The sequence below is a fragment of the Paenibacillus sp. S29 genome (assembly GCF_049319765.1).
Lineage (GTDB): Bacteria > Bacillota > Bacilli > Paenibacillales > Paenibacillaceae > Paenibacillus > Paenibacillus polymyxa_B.
In genome coordinates this window covers 101,164-122,775 of sequence record NZ_JBMOUI010000007.1, presented here as the reverse complement: position 1 = coordinate 122,775, position 21,612 = coordinate 101,164, and the positions used below count along the sequence as shown (strand labels likewise).

Here is a 21,612-nt window from a genome sequence, read left to right as displayed (position 1 = left end):
AAGACTCTTTCTCTGTATTTATCGGTTGGAACGGTTATTTTGTTTCATCCAATTGGAATTGTGTCAGTAAATCTTGAAGCTGCTCTGCCAGACGGGTCAAATCTGCGGCAGACGAACCGATCTCTTCCATGGAGGCGAGTTGCTCCTCTGCGGCTGCGGACACGGTCTCTGTATGGGATGCCGCTTCTTCAGCGATGCGTGTAATTTCCTCCATGCTGCTGACGACTGTACTCGTTCCATCTGCGACGCCAGCGGTAGAAGCTGCGACGTTATCAAGCTGCTTCGCTGATTTGGCTACTGCTCTACGGATGCGAGAGAAGGAGCGACCGGATAGGTCAATGGAATTGATACCATCATTTACGCGTTCCTTCGCTGATTCCATAGCAACCAGAGCTTCAGACACACCGTTCTGTATCCCTTGAATTTGTTCACGAATTTGTTGTGCGGAATGAGCTGAGTTTTCAGCCAGCTTGCGGACCTCTGTCGCCACGACAGCAAAACCTTTGCCATGCTCTCCTGCGCGTGCTGCCTCAATGGAAGCATTCAATGCGAGCAGATTAGTCTGGCTGGCAATTTCCGTAATGACAGTGACGATCGTTCCGATTCGTCCAGATCGGTCACTCAAAGCACCGATAATCGTATCCAGTTCTTCCACGGTAGTACGAATGCCGTCAATGGAGACGACGCTGTTGCCGATATGCTCACTGCCTGCATCCGACGCCTGAATGGCCTGTGTGGAGTAAGTGGTCATTTCAGCCATAGTTTCAGTCATCGCGGTGATGTCTGTTGCCATGTCGCTAACCCGTGTCTGATTAGCTTTAGCGCTGCCCACTTGGCGTTCGCTGCCTGCGGCCACATCTTGAATGGCTATGGTCACATGCTCGATAGCCCGGGTCGTTTGTTCTGCACCTGCTGCAAGCTCCTGCGAGGATGCCGACAAATTGCCTGTCATCGCTTGAATTTCTTTAATCATGTTACGCAGGTTATCTACCATTTGTTGAAAATATCTTGATAATTCACCAATTTCATCTGTGCTGGTCGTAGCTACGTTAATCGAAAGATTACCTTTGCTGATGGCATCCATAGAATTACGTAATCTTTGGATGGGCTTAAGTATACTGCTGATTAGCCACATTGCGAGTACACCAATGATGATGGCTGCAATCACCAACACGATGATCGTCGTGATAAGAATCGGCTGGGCGGAGGCACTGGTTTCTGCTTTGTCCATCGTTCCGGCAATTTTCCAGCCCGTCAGCGCATTAGTTTTGAAAATCAGGTGTTTGTCTACGCCATTAAAATCGTAACTAAAGCTACCTTCCTCGGAGGCAAACAGTTTGGGTATCGTTTCCCCCATTTTGGTACTTCCGCTGACTTCTGTCGGGTGGGTTACGATACGTTTGGTACCATCCAATATCATAATAAAACCATTTTGTCCTATTTTTAACTTTGTGATTTCTTTTAAATTATTCAGGTTCAGGGAAAGACCAAGAACGCCGCTGTTGTCGGGAAGTGTGCGTGAAATATACACAACGGGGACCTTAGCCGTATTGAGTCCAACCGGGCTGATTACGGTTTGTCCGGGTTTCTCCATGGCCTGTTTGTACCACGGACGCTCACGAGGATCGTTTGTGGAGCCTACGGCTTTACCAATAATGAGTTTACCTTCGGGAGTTCCGACAAACATATCAACAGCTTCTGCATGCATTTTTAAATATACTTGTAATTTTTTCAGAATGGCATCATCTGCTTCAGCACTGTTATCACTAACCGTCATCGTTGTAGAGTAATATTCGAGATCAGCAATTTTGGCCTGAATCGTTTGAGTAACCGCACGATCAGATGCGGTAACGCTAGACGTTGCACTGTCCAGTAATTGGCGATCTGTCTGGTTGTACGCTGCCTGATAGGAGAAAGAGCCCACAATAATACTAGGAACAAGCATGACCAGTAGAAATGCTGCTGTCAATTTCTTGCGTAGTGTTAATGTTTTCAGTCGTTTCAGTTGTTTCATTAAACCCCTGCTTTCTATCTACATATTCATTTCTGATATTTATACCATATGTAATTACTATCGGTTATTTTGAGCTGAATTGATAGATTTATTACTAATTTGTCCAATACGCTAAAGAATTTCTTGCATAGCATGGAGTATCTTGCAATTTGGAGGGATAGGGTATGGGTTTTTTTCTGGATATGAGAAGCTCCACCAATTCATCAAAAACAGGTGAGGGTCCCGATATACAGCTGGGTCCTATACCGGAGCGGTTCGGTTTGATCACCCTGCGAACCTTTCTTGTGCCGGGTCCGATTGTAACTTTTAGTGGTTCCATTGGTCTGATCGGTGAGCTTGGCGATACGTATGCGGTTGAAATCGTGCGTGGAGCCGACTATGATCCGAGCGAGGTAGTCTACCGCGCCGAGGGAGTACTGGGCGTGACTGGATCTAATGAAACGCAAGCTTTTAATGCACAGGATCTGTCCGCTCCCTGGGCAATACAAACCGTATATTCTTCTTATATTTCTGGTGTATCGACCACTGTTCGTAATGGTCCAGAGGTATTCACGGGTATTGCTTCGACTCCGTTTTTGTAAATATATCAGGTGAATATTTCTTTAGGAAATGCTCGCTGCCTGTTCGTGGTTCTCCTAGGATAGGCCGCTGCGCCCAAGCTTAACTAGCCACGAGCATAGACAGACATCTGCTGCAGGCTCGTGGCTATAATTCTCAACAACACCTAGAGCACAAATGACCTAGTTGTCGTAATTTCCTTTATGAGCGTGTTCTACAGAGTTGATTGTGCTTCTCGAATTCTAATTTTTTAAGATCTCTCGCAAATACACTGTCAACTCATCTGCTGCTTTGGCATGGGCGGAGAGCCCGGGATGGCTGCGAGATCCTATCGTTTCTTCCGTCGTGTTAGGCAGTTGGAATACGGACACATTCCGATCCATCGTTCTTTTCTTGTATGCGTCTACCGCTCGGTAGATTGAGGGCATCATCGGAGTACCCAGCATCCCATAGGCCCACACAATATGGGCAGCAGGATTGCAGGTCCGAAGATTGACAAGAAAACATTCGATAGCGCTTTCAAAATCTTGTAAATCCTCTTCATTGAATGTACCGTCCTCGTTCAAGCGTTGCTTGTACACTTTCCCGTTTGCTGGGTCCGTCCATGCAGGAGAATAAAAGGCTCCTCCGTCATTAGTCCCCAAATTCACTACGACCACGTCCGGCTGCCATGAGGTAAAATCATGATCTGAAAATGCCCCTAATGCTTCATTTCTCTCACCGGTTAGCACACCACATACCTGCTCATAATATGCGGGTATGTTTGCATGCGGATTATTATCCCAGCTTGTTAGGACACCCCATCCGCTTTGTGATAACACTCGGTAGTCCGCATTCAGTGCTTCGGCTGTTATGGCTGTATAATTGCGTAGTGCTGTGAACAGCATGGGAACCCAGTCTGTCTCCTCCTTCGCTCCAATCGTTCCTTCTCCCGAGGTAATGCTGTCACCGATAAATTCCACCTTGAGGGACTTATCAGTGACTGGCAGCAATTCCCCGTCAACCTTCAGGGCATGGATTTGCAACAAGCAGCGCGAGTCCGAACTCATAGGCTGGACATCCTTGACCACACGGACATTTTTGACCGTATCAGGGTTCAACCCTCTCAAAACACAGATCCAATGTCGTCCCGCGGTCACCATCAGGCGACTCATCGGAACATCATTGATGACAATACTGATCCAGGGTTCATACACCTGGTAATCGGCCTCAATTTCAATCCACAGCTCTGAGCCTTTGATGTTCAATTCAATGCCACTGCCTGTCCAAAACAGAGTAAGAGGTGAACGTGTTTGCGTAGTTCGACCATGAACCTTTACATGCTTTGCTTTTGTAAGTGGGTATGTCTTCAATCTCTTGTTATGTGACATTTAAACACCCTCCTCATGGTATATAAATGAATGCTAGTTTCTGTAATATTGTAAAAGAAGTGACAGGGAATCTCAAATTCTATTTCTAAACAAGCAAGGGTCCAAGGCTTTATATGGATTATTCTTTTCGATCACGGACTTTAGAACAACATATGATATCAAAGAAGCACCAGCCCATTGAATTTTGCTGGTGCTTCTTTGATATACGGAGCAAAGATTACTTGCTAAGTGGATTTTTTCACAAATATTATTTTATCTATTAATTAGCTTTGCCAAACATGACGATATTAATCGCCTTGCCGAAGTCTATACCTATTTTGCCAGTTAACTCTGCTGTTTTTTGTGCTAACACGACTGCATTGACACCACAAGAGAACAGCGCAATATCAAAGTCATCTTTATGTGCTGCGATCCATTGGAGTGTTTCAGGCATTTGTTCATATTGATGAAATGCCAGCGTGTGCGCGATATGCAACTTGTACGGATCGGCCTCAAGAACAGGCTTTACTTCAGCAGCCGCTCGGGTGACTAGCAGAATGCGTCGATTTTTCAGCATGTCCCAGAAAGCAGGTGTCTCAGCCAAATACCGATTCAGGCAGGCATGGCAAGTCAGCGCGGGGGAAAGAGCATAGTGAGCAAAAACCTGATCGGTCAGCTCCCGCTTCATATAGGATGGTGCTTTAATAGATTCGTCATCATATGGCAAAATGCCAGCAATGCTGGCTTTGCTCACTGCCTCAGCCACCGCGTCCCGTAGTTCCGTATTCGGTAGAAACAGTCCCTTTTGACCGAGATTGGCTTTGACCGCCCAACGTTCCTGCAATACCTTTTCCATCGGCCAGACGGTGTCCTGCGCCAACACCAAATTTTCACCATCCCCAATACGAATGAGCGAAAAGGACTGGTGCTGATCAAGTGCCAGCTTCAAACGTTTCAGTACCTCGTCAATCTCCAGATACTTTGGATTCGTCATATCATGTTACCTCCCTGTCGTTCCTGCTTGTTCAACTTTTCAGATGGAGTAAAAAACTTTGTATTCTATCATATGTCGAAAGCGAAAAGGTTTTTGTATGAACGGCTATTCTTTTTGGATTCTACCTATTTTTACAAGATTCGTTGCATCTGTACGTGCCGTTTCAAAAGCGTCTTCATAACTTGAGAGAAGACGGTTGAAAGGGAGGAAGATCAATGAATCGCAAGATTGTAATTGAAATTAATTTTAATAACTATGGGATGAACCCCAACCGCCTGACACGTGAGTGGATCAGTGAGCGACTGGATATATTCAGAACCTTTACGCTGCGTAGTTTACTCAGTCAGACAAATACGGATTTCTTATCTGTCGTCAAGCTGGCGGGCGGATGCAGTGACATTGTGGAAGAGGAGCTGGCCAAGCATGAGCCCATTCCCGACCGCATTCGTTTTGGTACGAGCATTGAAAGTAAACGTCGTATCAATGCGTATATCGAAGATGCGGACGAACTGCTCATTGCTCGAATAGATTCTGACGATTTGTATCACCAGTCATTTGTACAACAGTTGCATGATTACAAGTTTCAATCGGAGACGGTTGCGTTGGTGAACCAGATGGGTTACCTGTGGGATGCGGTTGAGGGACAGATGGCACCGGTGTTTCACCGTTCGCCTTCTTTTTATGTGTTTCGCTATCAAGTGGAGGATTTTCTAAATGATTACCGTGTCGTCATTCCTGGGAAGGGTACGCACGGATATGTAACGGAGCTGCCGCATGAGGTCATTCCGCTTCGCAACTATGTGAACGTCATTCATGCCGCCAATACTTCGGTGAAAAAAGTGCCAGAGAAGGATCGGCTGTCAGAGAATGAAATGAATGCTGTGCTGGCTGAATTTCTGGGAACAGGCATTGCCAATTCATAACGGTCAGGAGGAGATTATATTGTTCAAAGGAAAAAAACTGCTGGTGACCGGAGGAACAGGATCTTGGGGGCAACGCCTAACGGCTGAATTGCTGAAGGAGGGACCGGCAGAAATTCGTATTTTCTCACGCGGTGAATTTGCACAGATTGCCATGCAGCGGCAATTTCAATCTGATCCGCGCCTGAATTTCATTATTGGAGATATTCGAGATCTTCAGGCATTGCAGGAGGCATGTCGCGGAGTGGACTATGTATTCCATTTGGCGGCATTAAAGCATGTCCCCGTGTGTGAGAGACAGCCGGAAGAGGCTTTTAAGACGAACGTACACGGTACGGAAAATGTGATCCGGGCCAGTATTGAACAGGGAGTCGCCAAGGTAATTGATGTCTCTACAGACAAGGCGGTAGACCCGGTGAATGTATATGGCATGACGAAGGCGATAGGTGAAAGACTGATGATCCGCGCCAACACTTTAAGTGAGCGTACTCGCTTTGTGTGTATTCGTGGCGGCAACGTGCTCGGAACAAGTGGAAGTGTCGTGCCCCTGTTCAAGCGCCAGATCGCGGAAGGGCAGGATTTAACGCTGACGAGTCCAGATATGACACGCTTTTTCCTCACGCTAGGAGAGGCGATTGGCTTGCTGCTGAAGGCTTCTGTCACGGCGATTGGGGGAGAGACACTTGTGATGAAAATGAAGGGCTGCAATATTGCAGATCTGGCAGAAGTGATGAAAGAACAGGCGGGACAGCCTGCGTTGAAAGTGAAGGAGATTGGTATACGTGGTGGAGAAAAGCTGCATGAGGTGCTGATTTCGCCCTATGAGGTGCCGCACACGTATCGCTATGATGATCGTTATTTTGTTATTCTTCCCCAGCAAGCAGACGAACGCTTACTGAGCCAATATGGTGGATTGGAACGAGTGAGCTTCGATCAATATCGCTCGGACGATGAGTTGATGAACCGCGCTGGAATTGCTGAGCTATTGAGAGGCATGGAGTAACGATGAAAGAGGTGGGTATTTTGCAGCTTATGGAAAAAATAACTAAAGGAACTGTAAAGGTTGCGGTCATCGGCCTCGGTTATGTAGGGCTGCCCATGGCAGTGGAAATGGCAAAGGCTGGTTATCATGTATATGGTGTGGATTCCGATCCCGTCAAAGTAGCCAAGCTCCTTCAAGGAAAGTCGTACATCATAGACATTGGCGATGATGCGTTGGAAGGTCTGATCGGGCAGCAATTGCATCCGGTTACGGATATCAAGGTGCTGGAGCATGCGGATGTCGTTGTGATCTGCGTGCCTACGCCACTGACGGACGGACACCAGCCGGATACGTCCTATATTGAAACGGCTATTGATCAGGCCATACCTCATTTGCGTAGACAAACACTGTTGATTCTGGAAAGCACCACCTATCCCGGAACGACCGAGGAACTGATTCGGCCGGTGATAGAGCAGCGCAGGGGCTGGACAGTAGGTAAGGATTTTTATGTGTGCTTTTCACCGGAGCGTGTTGATCCGGGCAGCGTTCATTTTAACATTCGCAACACACCCAAGGTGATCGGCGGTTGCACACCGGATTGTCTGGCAGCGGGAGTAGGTTTTTATGGGTCCTTTTTGGACCAGATTGTACCAGTCAGCTCGACAACCGTGGCGGAAGCCGCCAAGCTGTTCGAGAATACATTCCGCAGCGTCAACATTGGAATGGTTAATGAGCTGACAGCCGCCTGTGAGAAAATTGGCATCAATATATGGGAGGTACTGGATGCGGCGGCAACCAAGCCATTCGGTTATATGCCTTTTTATCCGGGACCTGGGATCGGGGGGCACTGTATCCCGGTTGATCCGCTATACTTGTCATGGAAATCCGAGCAGCATGGTTTTCCACTGGAATTCGTGGACTTGGCAGATCGCATGAACCGGCGTATGCCGCTGTATATCGCGGAGCGAATTGAAGCCATGCTCGCTCAGAAAGGTAAAGCCATAAACAAAGCCAAAATTATTCTGGCAGGTGTGGCCTACAAAAAGGACATTGATGATGTTCGGGAATCCCCAGCTCTTGTCCTGTTTGAACATCTAATAAAACTGGGAGCTTCGGTGAGCTTCACCGACCCGTATGTATCGAGCTTTAAGCTGAACGGTGAAGCAATCTCCTCTCGAACAGCAAATGCCCAGTTATGGGAAAGTGCAGATATCGTAGTCATCACGACAGACCATTCTGTGGTGGATTACCAACAGCTGGTCGACCATGCCCCGCTGGTCTTTGATACACGTAATGCGACTGCACATTGTACAGGTGGACATGTCGTCATCTTGGGGCATCCCGGTGATGGGGGGGGCGCCGCTGTTGGCTAACCGTGATCAGGTAAATGAACGTTATTACGGGCAAATCAATTCGGAAGAGTCCCATGAAGCCACCCGCAATAGAATTCACTGGATTTGCCGCCATGTACAGGGCCATACTGTGCTGGATGTTGGGTGCAGTCAGGGCATAACGTCCATTTTGCTTGGGCGGGAAGGATTTAAGGTAACGGCCATTGATTTGGAAGAGGGCAGCATTTCTTATGCGAAAAAAGAACTTCGCCAGGAATCCGCACCCGTCCGGGGAAGAGTCCACTTTCAGTTAAAGGACATTTCACAATTTGAGCGTCCTCCCGGTGGATTTGACACCATTATTTTAGGGGAGATTTTGGAACATTTTGCGCATCCCGACACCCTGCTGGCTCATGCTTATCGCTTGTTGAATAAAAAGGGAACGCTCGTCTTGTCTGTACCTTATGGATACCATCCGTTTCATGATCACAAGCGGACTTACTATGCTGGGAGCCTCTCCCGTGTGTTGTATCCTTATTTTGATGAACAAGCGCTGGAGGTGCATCACAAATATTTGTGCTTTGCCGGCCGCAAGAAGTCGAAAGAACTGCGTGAGGCCAAACCAGGGGTAGAGCATCTGAATGAGTGGATGAAACTGGACGAGGAGCAATTTCGATTGGTGGAGCAGCAGCATGTTCGCAAAATGAATCAGCGAAAGGCCGCACTCGATAAGGCGGTACAGCGAATCCGGCATATGGAGGAACAACTTTTGCCGTTGCAAAGGTATTCACGTGTCGAACAGCTAGACAAGACGCAGGCTGAAAGGAGAGGTGCATATACTGATGGAGAGTCTACCGGAAAAGCGACGGCAGAATCAGCCAAAGGTAAAGGGGATGACGTGAAGTCATGATTGAGCATCCAATGACTATCAGCTTGTGTATGATCGTAAAAAATGAGGGCAGACACTGGCCCGCTGTCTGGATTCGGTCGCAGACCTGATGGATGAAATCATCATTGTGGACACGGGATCGACGGATCAGACGAAGACGATTGCAGCCCGCTATACGGATCGGCTATACACGTTTGTATGGAGGGATGATTTTGCAGCCGCCCGTAATGAATCGTTTGACAAGGCGACGTGTTCCTACATCATGTGGCTGGATGCGGACGATGTGCTGCTGGAGCCGGACCGTGAGCGCCTGCGTGCCTTGAAGCAGCGTTTGTCTATGGATATCGACGCAGTGGTAATGCCACTTCATCTGGCAGAGGGGGAGCAGGGTGAACTGTTGTTCACCTCACGCCGTATCCGTCTCGTGAAGCGTGAGCGACAATACCGCTGGGAAGGGCGTCTGCATGAGGATCTAGTGATACCTCAGGGGCAAATCGTGCATTCGGATGTGGCAGTAACTCACCGTCGAATGCAAGACCACACGCTCCGTAACCAACGTATTCTCGCCCGGTGGATCAGCGAAAGCGGCAAGCTGGAGGGGCGTCTGCTGTATTTGCACGCCAATGAATGTTTTGACCGTAAAGAATATGCCGAGGCGGCAGAGGCGTTCAACCATCTGTTGGAGGAGCCAAGCGGCTACCGTGAGGATCGGATTACCGCTTGTGCGCGGTCGGCGGAATGCTATCTTCACCTCGGGAAGCCGGAGCAACAGCTGGATAATCTGTTACGCTCCTTTCGATACGGTGTACCGCAATCAGACTTGTGCTGCATGATCGGTGACTGGTTTTTCACACGAAACGAATGGACCACCGCCGCATACTGGTATGAAAAGGCATTAGAGCAACAGCATCACCTTCCGGGTATGCGACCTGTTTCACTACCATGCTATTCCTGGTTACCTCATGTGCGGCTTAGCCATTGCTATGCCCATGTAGGTCAGCTGGACGCTTCGTATGAGCATAACCAAACCGCTTTACGCTATTTGCCCGACGACCCGCATTTACTGGATAATGCACGCAAGCTCAAGGAGGCTATTTCCAACTCCCCACCCTCAGCCCGTTCCTCAAAATAGTTCAAGCTGTTCCGGTCCGTTATCCTCTTCGGGTGGCTTGCGAAGGGGAAAAGGTTTAGGGTCCATGCCAAGCATGGTCATGAGCTGCTTGGCGTTAGCAGCGGCGTCTCCACCTGAATTGTTATTGAAAATAACACACACCTCACGGCTTTGCTGTTCCAGCTCCAGCAATCTGTCTCTCCATTCGGTCAATTCTTGTTCATTGTACCGATACAGATAACGAACCTCCCGCCAATTAGGCGCGGAGCTTTGATTCCAGCCCGATATGTTCCGTCCGTGGAGACGTACAACTGTCAGATTGCCGTCTGTAGCCAACGGCACAATGGGAACCGACCCCGGTCCCGCCTGCGGCTCGTCGCATACGCTGTGTATCCAGCCTTCTTCACGCATGAAAGCCAGCGTTTGTTTCCGAAAATCAGGTGTGAACCAGCTTTGATGTCTGAATTCAAGTACGGATGGGACCTCTCCCATCCTTTTTTTCGTGTCTCGCAGTACAGCGACATTCTCACGTGTACAGTCGAACCAGGGTGGGTACTGAAACAGCACGGCTTTGAGCTTGCCCGCTTCTCGAAGAGGTTGTATAGATGCATGCAGTGCTTCGTACATGGCATCTATTGTTTTGAAGTAAGGCTGCTTGCCGCGGGTATGTCCAGTCATGCCTTGATAGGCTTTGACGAGAAATGAAAAAGAGTCAGGGGTTTCCGCCGCCCAGCGTGCCATACGATCTGTGGGCTGCACCGCATAGAAAGAACTATCCATCTCTACTACCGGAAAATGGCTTCCATAGATGCTTAGTTTTTGGTTAGCTTTGGTGCCGGTTGGATACAAGTCATCATGATCGCCCCAACCCGTAAGTCCAATTTGAATCATAACTTCCCGGCTCCTTTCTCTTATGAATCCTTCTAAAGACGTTCCCATGAATCATTTTAATGATAAAATGGGGTGAATCACATGAAGTTGGTATGAAGTTCCTATGAATATTTAAGACTCAAATGAATCCATTTCATAAATGATTAAACCATTTTGATCTATATGTACTCTTTATTAAAGCTACTGAAGGTATTATGAAATGGATTCAAATAACGATTATTGTAACATGTTTGTTGTTCAGGTTTTTTTGTAAAACCCTTATTCGTAATGCTTTTGAGTTTCCAGTTTGAAAAAGCTAATATAGTATGTAATAGAGCGAAATGAGTTCATGGAGGAGAAACGATATGGCAGAATGGTACGAGCAAAGCTTTGGGGAAGATTATTTATTGGTATACAAGCATCGCGACTTTCAGGGAGCCTATCAGGAAGTGCAAAAAATGATCTCCTGGCTCAAATTACCGCAAGGCTCCAGCGTATTGGATTTATGCTGTGGGATGGGACGTCATTCGCTTGCACTCGCAGATGCAGGTTATAAGGTGACAGGTGTAGACCTTTCCAATGTGCTGCTGAGAGAGGCTCGTGCAGCTGATTCCGAAGGGCGGGTAAGTTGGCATCAAGGGGATATGAGAGAGGTGCCGCTGGATGAAAACTATGACGCGGTGATGAATTTGTTCACCTCCTTTGGTTATTTTGAAAAGGATGAGGAGCAGCTTAAAGTATTAAAGGAAATATATCGGCTGTTGAAGCCGGGAGGACGCTTTATCATAGATTATTTGAACCCTGCTTATGTAACCGCTCATTTGGTACCGCATTCGTCACGGGAGGATGAAGGGAATTGGATTGAGGAGCATCGGGTCATTGAAGATGGCTTTGTGAAAAAACAAATTGCGATTCGGTCAGCTGCATCCGTTGCGGGCACTGAGGTAGCCTCTGCTCTGGGCACGACTCCTACTGAGGGAGAACCTGCGCGTGTGTATCATGAACGAGTGAAGCTATATCCATATGAAAAGTTTCGTGGATTGCTAGAGCAAGCCGGACTATCTGTAGAGCAGGTACACGGAAGCTATAATGAAGATCAATATATTGAAGATGCTTCGCCTCGAATGATTTTTGTCGGCGTGCGGGCTTAAAACAGAAAGGCGGATGGAAGCCATGAAATTGCCAGAGCTTACACCGTGTGAGCGAATAGACGGAGGCTTTCAGGTCAAAATATCCATGTCCTTTCCGCTGCGCTGGGTGAATAGCTATGTGCTCAAGGGACAGCACGGTTTTACGATTGTAGACCCGGGGCCGCGCAATATGGACACTGAGGCAGAATGGGCGCATGTCTTCCAACAGCTGGGGATGTCTTTTGGGGATATCTCTGACATTGTGGTGACTCATCATCACCCCGATCATTACGGATTGGCGGGCTGGATGCAGCAGCAAAGTCAGGCTCGTGTACATATGTCAGCTCGAAGCCATAAGGAAGCGATGATGATGTGGGACGCTCCAGAGTCGACGGTCGCTATGGAGAACAGGCTTCCCAGCTTTTTTGTCCAGCATGGCTTTCCTTTGGAGCAAGTGTCGGCCTTGGAATTACATATGCGGCAGGCATATTTGCAAGTAAATCCACAGCCTGAAATTACCGTTATTCCTACCGGAATGGACGCTCGTCTGGAATGGGGTGAACGTAGTTGGCTCCCCGTCGAGACAGGAGGACATGCGCCCGGACATGTGTCCTTATATGACCCGAATAGCGGCGTTATCCTCTGCGGTGACGCAGTTTTGCCACAGATTTCTCCTAATATCAGTCTGCTGCCGGGCAGTGATGCCCAGCCGTTGAAGTCTTATGTAGACGGCTTGCAGCGTCTAGGCGAGCTGGAGGTAGCGTGGGCATATCCGGGGCACCGCAATCCGTTTGGTTATTTTCGGGAGCGGACGCAAGCGTTGCTGGCGCATCATGAAGAACGGCTGGAGAAATTCCAGCAGCTGATCCAACCGGAGGGCAGCACAGCCTATGAGCTGTGCATTGCCATGTTCGGTGGCAAGCTGGGTATTCACCAGCTAAGGTTTGCCATGTCCGAGACGCTGGCTCATCTGGTGGAACTGGTGCGCCTTGAACGGGCCTCTATGAGCGAGACGGACTCAATCACGCGCTTCTATCCCCTTTGCCGTCAATAGTCGCGGAAAGTTAACCAACAAGTGACATGACGAAGCAACATGACAAGCGGCATGCATGCCGGAAAAGAGGATTTTATGAATTTGCTGCTGCTGGGAGCTACCGGACGCGTAGGACGGTACATATTAGATTATGCATTAGCGGACGGCCATGCCGTTACGATCCTTGTTCGTTCACCGGACAAGCTGGAGGATTACGCACCCGGATACGGGAATCAGCTGCAAATCGTACAAGGCGATGCCACTAATGCAGAGGACGTAGCACAAGCGCTGAAGGGTGGGGCGACGGCTGTGATCAGTGCGCTGAATACGGATGGAACGACTACTTTATCCGCTAATATAGCCCTGCTGATCCGGCTCATGCAGGAGCGGTCCATTTCCCGGCTCATTACGGTAGGAACGGCAGGGATTTTACAAAGCCGGACCGAACCAGACCTGTATCGGTACGAGTCCTCCGAGACCCGGCGACGCAGCACTCGTGCGGCTGAGGAACATCGGCGAGTGTACGAATTGCTGCGTGAATCAGCACTAGACTGGACAATCGTATGTCCAACCTATCTGCCAGATGGAGCGCGGACAGGGATTTATCGTGTGGAAAAAGATTTTTTGCCTGAAGGTGGCTCACAAATTACCACCGCGGATACGGCTGATTTTACCTATCGTCAATGCAAGAGTTACGAATTTGTCCGTACACGAGTAGGCATTGCCTACTAATCATGGAACGCCAAACATAGCTTCATTTTTAAGTATTCAACCAGAGCGCGGTAAGTGTACCTACTCATTGCGTTCTTTTTTTAATTTGACAAACACTCAGGCTTAGAATACTATGATTCTTAACGGAAACACTGTTACCTAAAAATCTTATGTAGATCTTTAATTTATTATAGTAGCATCAAGCTACAGTTCTTAATAAGCAAAAGGAAGTGTATTGAATCATGTCCGAGCCATCGCATCCCTATAAAACCTATTCGGAAGTGAAGCTACAGCAGCAGCAATTGCTACGTAAAAATGTCATCGATGCGGCATGCATCCTTCTTGCGGAAGAAGGGCCAGAGGCCGTGACCGTGCGGCGAGTTGCGCAGAAATTAAGCTGTTCCACCAAGATCATTTACAGTATTTTTGGCAGTAAGGACGGTCTTGCCAATGAGATGTACCTGGATGGATGTCGGCTATTGGCTGAATCCTTCCAGCAAGTACCTGTTACCGAAAGTGTACTCGTTGATCTTGAAGCTCTATGCTGGGCGTACTGGGAATTTGCGCAGCTTCATTCAGCTTATTACAAAATGATGTTTGGCGGTGCATTATCTGATTTCAAGCCGGATGAACAGAGCTTGGAGGGTACCACAACGGCATTGTCACGAATTCTGCACACCGTCACACATGCTATGGAGATAGGGGCACTGAAAGAGGAAGATCCGCTGTTGGTTGTCCGAATGCTGTGGTCTGCTTTACATGGAGTCATACATCTTCAGTTTGCAGGTCATTTTTCAGATGTAGATATGGCTCAAGGAGTGTATACATTTACACTGAAGAATACGCTCGTAGCATTTAAAAAATCCTCATCCCCATCGTAAATATGAAGTGTACTGAGGTCGTCATAGTAGATGACTTCAGTTCATTATAGAGTAGTGGTAACAATGTTTCTAAAATAAAACTATGATACTATGGAGGTTATCATCATGTTTATGTACGCAAACAAAACAGCTCTGATCACAGGGGCTTCATCAGGGATTGGCGAGGCCTTTGCCTATTCGCTCGCAGCTAAGAAATGTAATCTCATTTTGGTTGCACGCAATGAAACCAAATTAGAGACGCTGGCTAAAGAACTCTCAGCTAAATATAACGTAAAAGCAACGGTGATTGCGATGGATCTTTCCACACCAGGAGCACCACAAGCATTGCATCAGGAGGTTCAAAAGCAACAGCTAAAGGTAGATCTCTTGATTAACAACGCCGGTTTTGCCACCTATGGATACTTTGAGCAGGTTTCAGGAGAACGACAGCATGAGGAAGTGATGCTCAATGTGGCTGCTTTAGTCGACATCACACATGCATTTATGCCTGATTTATTGCGTAAGCGGGATGGTGGATTAATCAATGTTTCTTCCACAGCTGCATTTCAGCCCGATCCTTATATGGCGGTGTATGGAGCAACCAAAGCATTTGTGCTTTCTTTTACTGAAGCGCTATGGGCCGAAAATCGGAAACGGGGGCTTAAAGTTCTGGCCCTTTGTCCAGGCTCAACAGAAACGCCTTTTTTTGATATTGTTGGCGCAAGTGAAGCGTCAGTTGGAATTAGGGAAACTCCCCAAACCGTTGTGAAGAACGCGTTGAGAGCATTTGAAAAGGGGCGTAGTCACGTCATTTCCGGTCGCCAGAACTATTGGGTAGCTCAGGTGTCCCGGTTATTCTCTCGTCAATCCACGCTGGGAATTGTAGAACGTGCACTGCGTCCAAAAAATGGATTGTAATTTATGAATGAAGGTAATCTGGGCTTGAAATGTCAGGATTGCTAATCAATATGTTGTGAGTTTTATGCACCGGGTCTGATCGTTTCTAACTCGACTTGAATCAGACCCGGCGTTCCTATTTGTATAGATCAAGCACTTAGACCCTATTCAAGCCCTCGGGAATATAGTAAAATTCCATCCCGTTTCTCCCAGCCGTTAGCTGACCAGAAGCGTTGACCCCCTGCGTTATGCTCCATTACAAACAGATGACATTTATCAATGCCTTCTCTCAGCAAAGCAGATAACGCCTTATCCACCAGTCTGGGCGCGATCCCTTGACCACGATGTGCTGTGGCTACACCCAGATGATACAAAAACCCCCTGCGAGAATCGTGACCCGCTAAAATCGTGCCTATAATGTTTCCGTTGTACTCACAGACAAAGCTAAGTCCTTCGTTCCGTTGTAAAAAGCGTGCAATCCGCTCCGGTGAGTCGGCCTCGCTTAATCCTAATCCGTCTAAGCCATTCCAAAGCTCAATGGCCTGATCATAATCGTCAGCCTGCATCGTACGGAATGTATATCCTTCAGTTACGTTTGCCATGTCTAGTTCTCCTCTAAGCTTGTCTATATCTGTTATATTCCAACGTTTTGTTTATAATTTAGGGTGTTGTTGTTTTTTTAACGTGTTGTATTCGGTGCACTTTCTTCCCCAAGCTCCTGCTCGCGCTCTGCCTGTTTGCGATGGGCGATACGGCTGCTGGCCGAAGCTGCGATAGCGCCCACGATGTCGTCCAGGAACGTATGGATCGGCCCGAGGCTTTTATCGTTCAGGCGTTCCAGCACACCCGGTTTGAGCTTATCGACATAACCGTAATTGGTAAATCCAATGCTGCCGTACACATTTACGATGGAGAAGGCCAGAATCTCATCCACTCCGTATAATCCCTCATCATTCTCAATCATGTCTTGCAATGGGGGAAGAAGAGCGCCCTGTTCAGCAAGGATATCCAATTGGATGCCCGTGAGTACGGCATTTTGAACCTCGCGCTTCATCAGTACCTTGTCCACATTCTCAATACATTCTTCCATTGTTAGGGTTGGGTAATATTTCTTTTGTAAAAGCATGACCAGTTCTGCAATTTCAGTCAGGTGTACACCACGCTTGTGCAGTAACTCGCGGGTGGCATCGGCTACCTTTTTACTATTCAGGCTGTATGGTGCTTTTTTCTTGTCCATAAAGTTGAAATTCCCTCCTCGTATAGATCCTGATTTCTACTGCAATTATGACCAGTGTGTCCAGTCTGCTGAAAAAGTAGTTATTTTTTACGCGAGGCTCGTATACATATTAGTACAATCTGTACAAAATTGTTAGGGAGGAACTTCACTTATGAATATAAAACACCCATGGCGTATGACCTCTGTAGCTGGACTGCTATCCCTACCCCTGTTGTTGTCAGGCTGCAGCCTTTTCGGCGACGAATCGGCATCTATTGACCCCCCGCCGTCCACGACAGAGCAGTCCATGATTAAGGCTGTAACCGGAAAAGCACCTGCCAGTACAGGGCAACTGAGGGCTGTTTTTTTGCAAGATCATAACGGTTTGCTGGCCCCGGTATCTTTACCGATTGCTACAGGCGATGTGCAGGCAGATGCCAAGTCAGCGCTGGAAACATTGGTTGAGGGCGGGCCGTATGCTGGATTATTACCAGAGGGATTTAAAGGGGTAATACCCCAGGGTACAGAAGTAAAAAGTGTGACAGTGGACAAGAACAACAAGCTGGCTGTTGTCGAATTCAACAAATCTTTCGCCAACTATAAGCCACAAGAAGAACGAAAATTAATGGAGAGCTTGACTTGGACCCTAACCGACCGTCCCGATATCGAGAGCGTACAGATCTGGGTGGAGGGCAAAAAGCTGAACGAAATGCCTGTTGGGGGCACACCGCTGGATCATCCATTGACGCGTGCAGTAGGTATTAATTTGGAAATTGGTCATGGCGTGACACCCCTGGATTCCAGTCCGGTCACTGTGTATTTCTCTTCCTCTTCACCTGCTGGAGTTCAATACTATGTACCTGTAACACGGTTGGTTAGCCCTGAGAAAGATCGTGTCCAGTCAGCACTGCATCAATTGATTCAAGGGCCGCAGACCAAAGATGGGTTACAAGAAGTGATGACAGGGGAGACGGCGCTGAAATCGGTAGAACGCTCCAAAGACAACGTAATTACGGTATCTCTCTCAGATGATATGTTTGCTAAAGGAGAAGCTGTGCCTGCTGAATTTTTGGAATCGGTTGTGCTGACAGCGGCAGACAATTCAGATGATGCGGTCAAAACAAAAATTCGGATTGAACTGAATGGTGAAAAAAGCGTAATTGGACAAAATAATCAAAATTATGGAGAGCCTGTAGCCAAGCCGCAACATATTAACGAAATCCCTCTTTAAGGGCGGGAATCGTCCTTGGGGTGCTTTTGCCTGCACACTTTGGTAAAATAAACATATAAGAACAGGTTGCATACGACGTAGGAGGAAAAAGCATGAGTAGATCTAACGGACGAAACGGTGATGAGCTGCGCCCGATGAAATTGACAGCAGGAGTAAATAAATACGCGGAGGGCTCTGTTTTTATAGAGGTTGGCGAGACGAAAGTCATTTGCACGGCTACTGTAGAAGAACGCGTACCCCCCTTTATGAAGGGACAAGGAAAGGGCTGGGTGACCGCGGAGTATTCCATGCTTCCGCGTGCGACTCATAGCCGTAATCAGCGTGAAGCTGCGCGTGGCAAGCTGACAGGCCGTACCATGGAAATTCAGCGTCTGATTGGAAGAGCGTTGCGTTCGGTGGTCAATTTGCAGGCGCTTGGTGAACGGACGATTACGTTGGATTGTGACGTCATTCAGGCGGACGGCGGAACACGCACAACCTCAATTACCGGTTCTTTCGTAGCGTTGGCGATTGCGGTTAATAAAATTGCCATCCAGCACAAGCTGCCTGTTTTTCCAATTACCGATTTTCTGGCTTCCGTCAGCGTAGGGGTTGTTGGTGAAAAAGCGTTGCTGGATCTGAACTATGAAGAGGATTCCAAGGCCAAAGTAGACATGAATCTTGTCATGACTGGCAGTGGAAAATATGTTGAGCTGCAAGGTACAGGTGAAGAAAGCCCATTTGACCGTAACGAATTGGATCAACTGCTTAGCTTGGGCGAACAAGGGATTCTGCAAATGATTGAGCGCCAAAAAGAAGTGCTTGGACCGATTGCTGATAAGATCGGTGCTGGACGTACAGGAGCTGGCGCCTAATGCGGCTGGATGGTCCGGTCGTCATTGTCGCTACGAAAAATAAAGGAAAGGTGCGGGAATTTGCACATGCTTTTGCGCCGTTTGGCAAGGAAGTCAGAAGCATGTACGATTATCCCGACATTCCTGATGTCGTTGAAGATGGCAAAACCTTTGCCGAAAATGCACTGAAAAAAGCTAAAGCGGTTGGAGATGTGCTCGGATTGCCCGTACTGGCCGATGATTCCGGCCTCTGCGTGGACTTGCTGGACGGTGCACCGGGGGTATACTCGGCCCGTTATGCTGGAGAAGGTGCCAGCGATCACGAAAACAATATTAAGCTGCTCGACGTTCTAGAATCGAAGCAGCTGGGTGATGATACGGGACAGCCTTTGCTAAGCCCGGCTCAATTCGTCTGTACCTTGATTCTATATAATCCGCAGACTGGCGAGACGTTGGAATCGACAGGCTCTGTGGAGGGCTGGATTACTACTGAAACCGCCGGCAGCGGCGGGTTTGGGTATGATCCGCTGTTTTATTTGCCAGAGTTTGAAAAGACAATGGCCGAGCTGACGTTGGAACAAAAGCAGGCTATCAGTCACCGAGGGATAGCTCTGCGTGATTTGGCAACAAAGCTGGGTAATCCACAGGCATAGCATTGGTAACAGGGGCGAAATCATCCCCCATTCACATAATGAAAAAAAGGCTATCCGTCAGTCATAAGCTGCGGATAGCCTTTTTGGTACTTTCTGTTCCCCATATAGTACACAGCGAAAAATTGCCGCTGCCGCTTAGAAGCTCTATTGCTTCAGCATTCAGCGTAGCTTATCGAATAGCAACCTTGTAAGTGCGTAACCAGTTATCCACTTGAGCAAAGTAGGCGAACAACTGGGGACCCGACATCAGCTGACCAAACCAAGGCAGATTGGTGGATGCCTCCGGTGAGGCGGCAATATCACGTACCTTTTGCGCATCGATCAGCTTGAGCAGTGGGGAAGAGGAATCATCCAGCAGTTGCAGCGCCTGCTTTTTCACAGCGGCAAGATAGGAAGGATTATGCGTTTTAGGATACGGGCTTTTTTTGCGATACAGCACATCATCCGGCAATACACCCTCCAGCGCCTTGCGTAAAATACCTTTTTCACGTCCGCCTGTCATCTTGATACTCCACGGAATGTTCCATACATATTGTACCAATCGATGATCGCAATACGGCACCCGCACTTCCAGTCCGGCCCCCATACTCATCCGATCCTTGCGATCCAGTAGAGTAGGCATAAAGCGGGTGATGTTCAAATAGGACATGACGCGCATTTGCGCAGCTTTTCCTGTTTCCCCTGGTAGCTTCGGCACTTCTCCTACCGCTTCTGAGTAGCGATCGTTCAAATACTCCAGCGGCTTGATCCAGTCCCGTACCTCAGGAGACAACAGACTGGCTCTCATATCGGGTGCAACTGCCCACGGGAATGTACCCGAATTCAGCATATCCTCCCGGTGGAACCAAGGATATCCGCCAAAAACTTCATCCGCAGCCTCGCCGGAAATAGCGACCGTAGCTCCTTTTTTAATCTCCCGGCAAAAGAGATATAGCGACGAATCCACGTCCGCCATTCCGGGTAAATCCCGCGTTAGTGTGGAGTTGTTCAGAGCTGCTACGACTTCTGGCGTATCGAATTCAATCCAGTGATGATTTGTCCCTAATTCATCCACCATCCGCTGAATCCAGGGGGCATCGGCTCCGGGTTGAAACGCATGGGCTTTAAAATGCTTGTCGTTATCCACATAATCGACCGAATACGTATGAACTTGTCCCTGCCCGGTACGTTTGTAATAATCGACAGCTAATGCGGATAGAGCGCTTGAATCCAGCCCGCCAGACAATAAGGTGCACACTGGAACATCCGAAATGAGCTGCCGCTCCACCGTATCCAGCAACAGTTCTCGTACCTTAAGTGCCGTTTCTTCGGTGTTATCCTCATGCGCAATGCTTTCCAGTGTCCAGTAGGCTTGGATGCGCACGCCGTCGCGGCTGTAGGTTAACGTATGTCCGGGGCGTAGCTCCTTCATAGACGAATAGACGCCGTGTCCGGGGGTACGTGCAGGCCCGATGATAAAAATTTCGGCCAATCCCTCGGCGTCCACTGCTGCCTCTACCGCTGGATGCTGGAGCAGTGCTTTGGGTTCTGAGCCAAATACGAATACTTCTTCGGTTTGGCTATAAAATAGCGGCTTCACTCCCAGCCGATCCCGTGCCAGAAATACCTGCTCCCGCTCGCTATCCCAGACCGCAAACGCAAAAATGCCGTTTAACCGATCCACACATTCAGGGCCCCATTCGATATAGGATTCGAGCAGCACCTCCGTGTCGCATTGTGTACGGAAAAAATGCCCGCGCTGTTGCAGCTCTTTTTTCAGCTCAGGCGCGTTATATATTTCCCCGTTATATACAATCGTATAAGTGATATCCTCCAGCTGCCGGATCATGGGCTGAGCACCATTTTCCGGGTCCATAACACTCAATCTTCGGTGTCCGAAGGCACACGGGTTGGATATCCAGGTACCCGCAGCATCCGGTCCGCGATCGGAGAGCGTTTGTGTCATATTCAGCAGCAGCTCAGATTGATGCATTAAGTCTCCGTTCCACTGTATGAAACCTGTAATTCCGCACATGTCTGTTCATCCTCTC

20 protein-coding genes and 1 pseudogene are annotated in these 21,612 nt (G+C 48.2%); 14 read left to right on the top strand and 7 right to left on the bottom strand.

Annotated features, from left to right (window positions below):
* Positions 1-34: 34 nt before the first annotated feature.
* Entirely contained in the window at positions 35-2,014 is a 1,980-nt protein-coding gene (locus ACL9RM_RS14005) for a methyl-accepting chemotaxis protein (protein ID WP_250266552.1), read from the bottom strand.
* Positions 2,015-2,178: 164 nt separating this feature from the next.
* Between ACL9RM_RS14005 and ACL9RM_RS14000 the strand changes: the two genes are divergently transcribed.
* Positions 2,179-2,595: a hypothetical protein gene (locus ACL9RM_RS14000; RefSeq protein ID WP_103050091.1), complete on the top strand. Its 417-nt coding sequence runs from the start codon at positions 2,179-2,181 to the stop codon at positions 2,593-2,595.
* Between the two features lie 219 nt (positions 2,596-2,814).
* Here ACL9RM_RS14000 and ACL9RM_RS13995 read toward each other — a convergent pair whose 3' ends face one another.
* Positions 2,815-3,942, bottom strand: coding sequence for an SGNH/GDSL hydrolase family protein (locus ACL9RM_RS13995; RefSeq protein WP_250266551.1), 1,128 nt, complete (start codon positions 3,940-3,942; stop codon positions 2,815-2,817).
* 259 nt (positions 3,943-4,201) lie between these two features.
* Positions 4,202-4,915 (bottom strand): GT-D fold domain-containing glycosyltransferase, encoded by a 714-nt coding sequence (locus ACL9RM_RS13990; RefSeq protein WP_250266550.1) that lies wholly within the window; start codon positions 4,913-4,915, stop codon positions 4,202-4,204.
* Between the two features lie 215 nt (positions 4,916-5,130).
* Between ACL9RM_RS13990 and ACL9RM_RS13985 the strand changes: the two genes are divergently transcribed.
* The 5 genes and pseudogenes from ACL9RM_RS13985 to ACL9RM_RS13965 all read left to right on the top strand — a co-directional run bounded on the left by ACL9RM_RS13985 (position 5,131) and on the right by ACL9RM_RS13965 (position 10,169).
* Positions 5,131-5,838, top strand: a complete 708-nt coding sequence (locus ACL9RM_RS13985; RefSeq protein WP_250266549.1) for a glycosyltransferase family A protein — start codon at positions 5,131-5,133, stop codon at positions 5,836-5,838.
* Between the two features lie 19 nt (positions 5,839-5,857).
* Entirely contained in the window at positions 5,858-6,838 is a 981-nt protein-coding gene (locus ACL9RM_RS13980) for a polysaccharide biosynthesis protein (protein WP_250266548.1), read from the top strand.
* Between the two features lie 2 nt (positions 6,839-6,840).
* Positions 6,841-8,190, top strand: a complete 1,350-nt coding sequence (locus ACL9RM_RS13975) for a nucleotide sugar dehydrogenase (RefSeq protein ID WP_250266547.1) — start codon at positions 6,841-6,843, stop codon at positions 8,188-8,190.
* Positions 8,183-9,058: a class I SAM-dependent methyltransferase gene (locus tag ACL9RM_RS13970; RefSeq protein ID WP_250268954.1), complete on the top strand. Its 876-nt coding sequence runs from the start codon at positions 8,183-8,185 to the stop codon at positions 9,056-9,058. Before ACL9RM_RS13975 ends, ACL9RM_RS13970 begins: the two co-directional genes overlap by 8 nt.
* Positions 9,055-10,169, top strand: a pseudogene (locus ACL9RM_RS13965) (tetratricopeptide repeat-containing glycosyltransferase family 2 protein). The gene ACL9RM_RS13970 and the pseudogene ACL9RM_RS13965 overlap by 4 nt, the downstream one beginning before the upstream one ends.
* Here ACL9RM_RS13965 and ACL9RM_RS13960 read toward each other — a convergent pair.
* The gene (locus ACL9RM_RS13960) at positions 10,161-11,039 is read right to left on the bottom strand and encodes a DUF72 domain-containing protein (RefSeq protein ID WP_250266545.1); all 879 of its coding nucleotides are present in this window, start codon (positions 11,037-11,039) and stop codon (positions 10,161-10,163) included. The pseudogene ACL9RM_RS13965 and the gene ACL9RM_RS13960 overlap by 9 nt on opposite strands.
* A gap of 344 nt (positions 11,040-11,383) precedes the next feature.
* Here ACL9RM_RS13960 and ACL9RM_RS13955 point away from each other — a divergent pair, with 344 nt between their 5' ends.
* The 5 genes from ACL9RM_RS13955 (at position 11,384) to ACL9RM_RS13935 (ending at position 15,670) form a co-directional block, all read left to right on the top strand.
* On the top strand, positions 11,384-12,169 hold the full coding sequence (locus tag ACL9RM_RS13955; RefSeq protein WP_039272606.1) for a class I SAM-dependent methyltransferase: 786 nt from the start codon (positions 11,384-11,386) through the stop codon (positions 12,167-12,169).
* A 22-nt stretch (positions 12,170-12,191) separates the two neighbouring features.
* On the top strand, positions 12,192-13,202 hold the full coding sequence (locus ACL9RM_RS13950; RefSeq protein ID WP_250266544.1) for an MBL fold metallo-hydrolase: 1,011 nt from the start codon (positions 12,192-12,194) through the stop codon (positions 13,200-13,202).
* Between the two features lie 75 nt (positions 13,203-13,277).
* Positions 13,278-13,913: an NAD(P)-dependent oxidoreductase gene (locus tag ACL9RM_RS13945; protein ID WP_250260545.1), complete on the top strand. Its 636-nt coding sequence runs from the start codon at positions 13,278-13,280 to the stop codon at positions 13,911-13,913.
* 221 nt (positions 13,914-14,134) lie between these two features.
* Entirely contained in the window at positions 14,135-14,773 is a 639-nt protein-coding gene (locus tag ACL9RM_RS13940; RefSeq protein WP_250266543.1) for a TetR/AcrR family transcriptional regulator, read from the top strand.
* Between the two features lie 105 nt (positions 14,774-14,878).
* Positions 14,879-15,670: an SDR family NAD(P)-dependent oxidoreductase gene (locus tag ACL9RM_RS13935; RefSeq protein WP_250266542.1), complete on the top strand. Its 792-nt coding sequence runs from the start codon at positions 14,879-14,881 to the stop codon at positions 15,668-15,670.
* 143 nt (positions 15,671-15,813) lie between these two features.
* On the opposite strand, the gene ACL9RM_RS13930 is transcribed toward ACL9RM_RS13935, so the two are convergent.
* Complete coding sequence (locus tag ACL9RM_RS13930) at positions 15,814-16,251, bottom strand: GNAT family N-acetyltransferase (RefSeq protein WP_250260547.1); 438 nt, start codon at positions 16,249-16,251, stop codon at positions 15,814-15,816.
* 77 nt (positions 16,252-16,328) lie between these two features.
* Entirely contained in the window at positions 16,329-16,886 is a 558-nt protein-coding gene (locus tag ACL9RM_RS13925; protein WP_039272599.1) for a phosphatidylglycerophosphatase A family protein, read from the bottom strand.
* Positions 16,887-17,037: 151 nt separating this feature from the next.
* Between ACL9RM_RS13925 and ACL9RM_RS13920 the strand changes: the two genes are divergently transcribed.
* From ACL9RM_RS13920 to ACL9RM_RS13910, 3 genes are all read left to right on the top strand, one after another.
* Complete coding sequence (locus ACL9RM_RS13920; RefSeq protein ID WP_069290244.1) at positions 17,038-18,096, top strand: GerMN domain-containing protein; 1,059 nt, start codon at positions 17,038-17,040, stop codon at positions 18,094-18,096.
* A gap of 92 nt (positions 18,097-18,188) precedes the next feature.
* Positions 18,189-18,950 (top strand): ribonuclease PH, encoded by a 762-nt coding sequence (gene rph, locus ACL9RM_RS13915; RefSeq protein WP_323873120.1) that lies wholly within the window; start codon positions 18,189-18,191, stop codon positions 18,948-18,950.
* Positions 18,950-19,582, top strand: coding sequence for an XTP/dITP diphosphatase (locus tag ACL9RM_RS13910; RefSeq protein ID WP_013311674.1), 633 nt, complete (start codon positions 18,950-18,952; stop codon positions 19,580-19,582). The genes rph and ACL9RM_RS13910 overlap by 1 nt, the downstream gene beginning before the upstream one ends.
* Before the next feature lie 169 nt (positions 19,583-19,751).
* On the opposite strand, the gene asnB is transcribed toward ACL9RM_RS13910, so the two are convergent.
* Positions 19,752-21,596 carry an asparagine synthase (glutamine-hydrolyzing) gene (asnB, locus tag ACL9RM_RS13905; protein ID WP_250266541.1) on the bottom strand — a complete coding sequence of 615 codons (1,845 nt, stop codon included), beginning with the start codon at positions 21,594-21,596 and terminating at the stop codon, positions 19,752-19,754.
* Between the last annotated feature and the right edge of the window lie 16 nt (positions 21,597-21,612).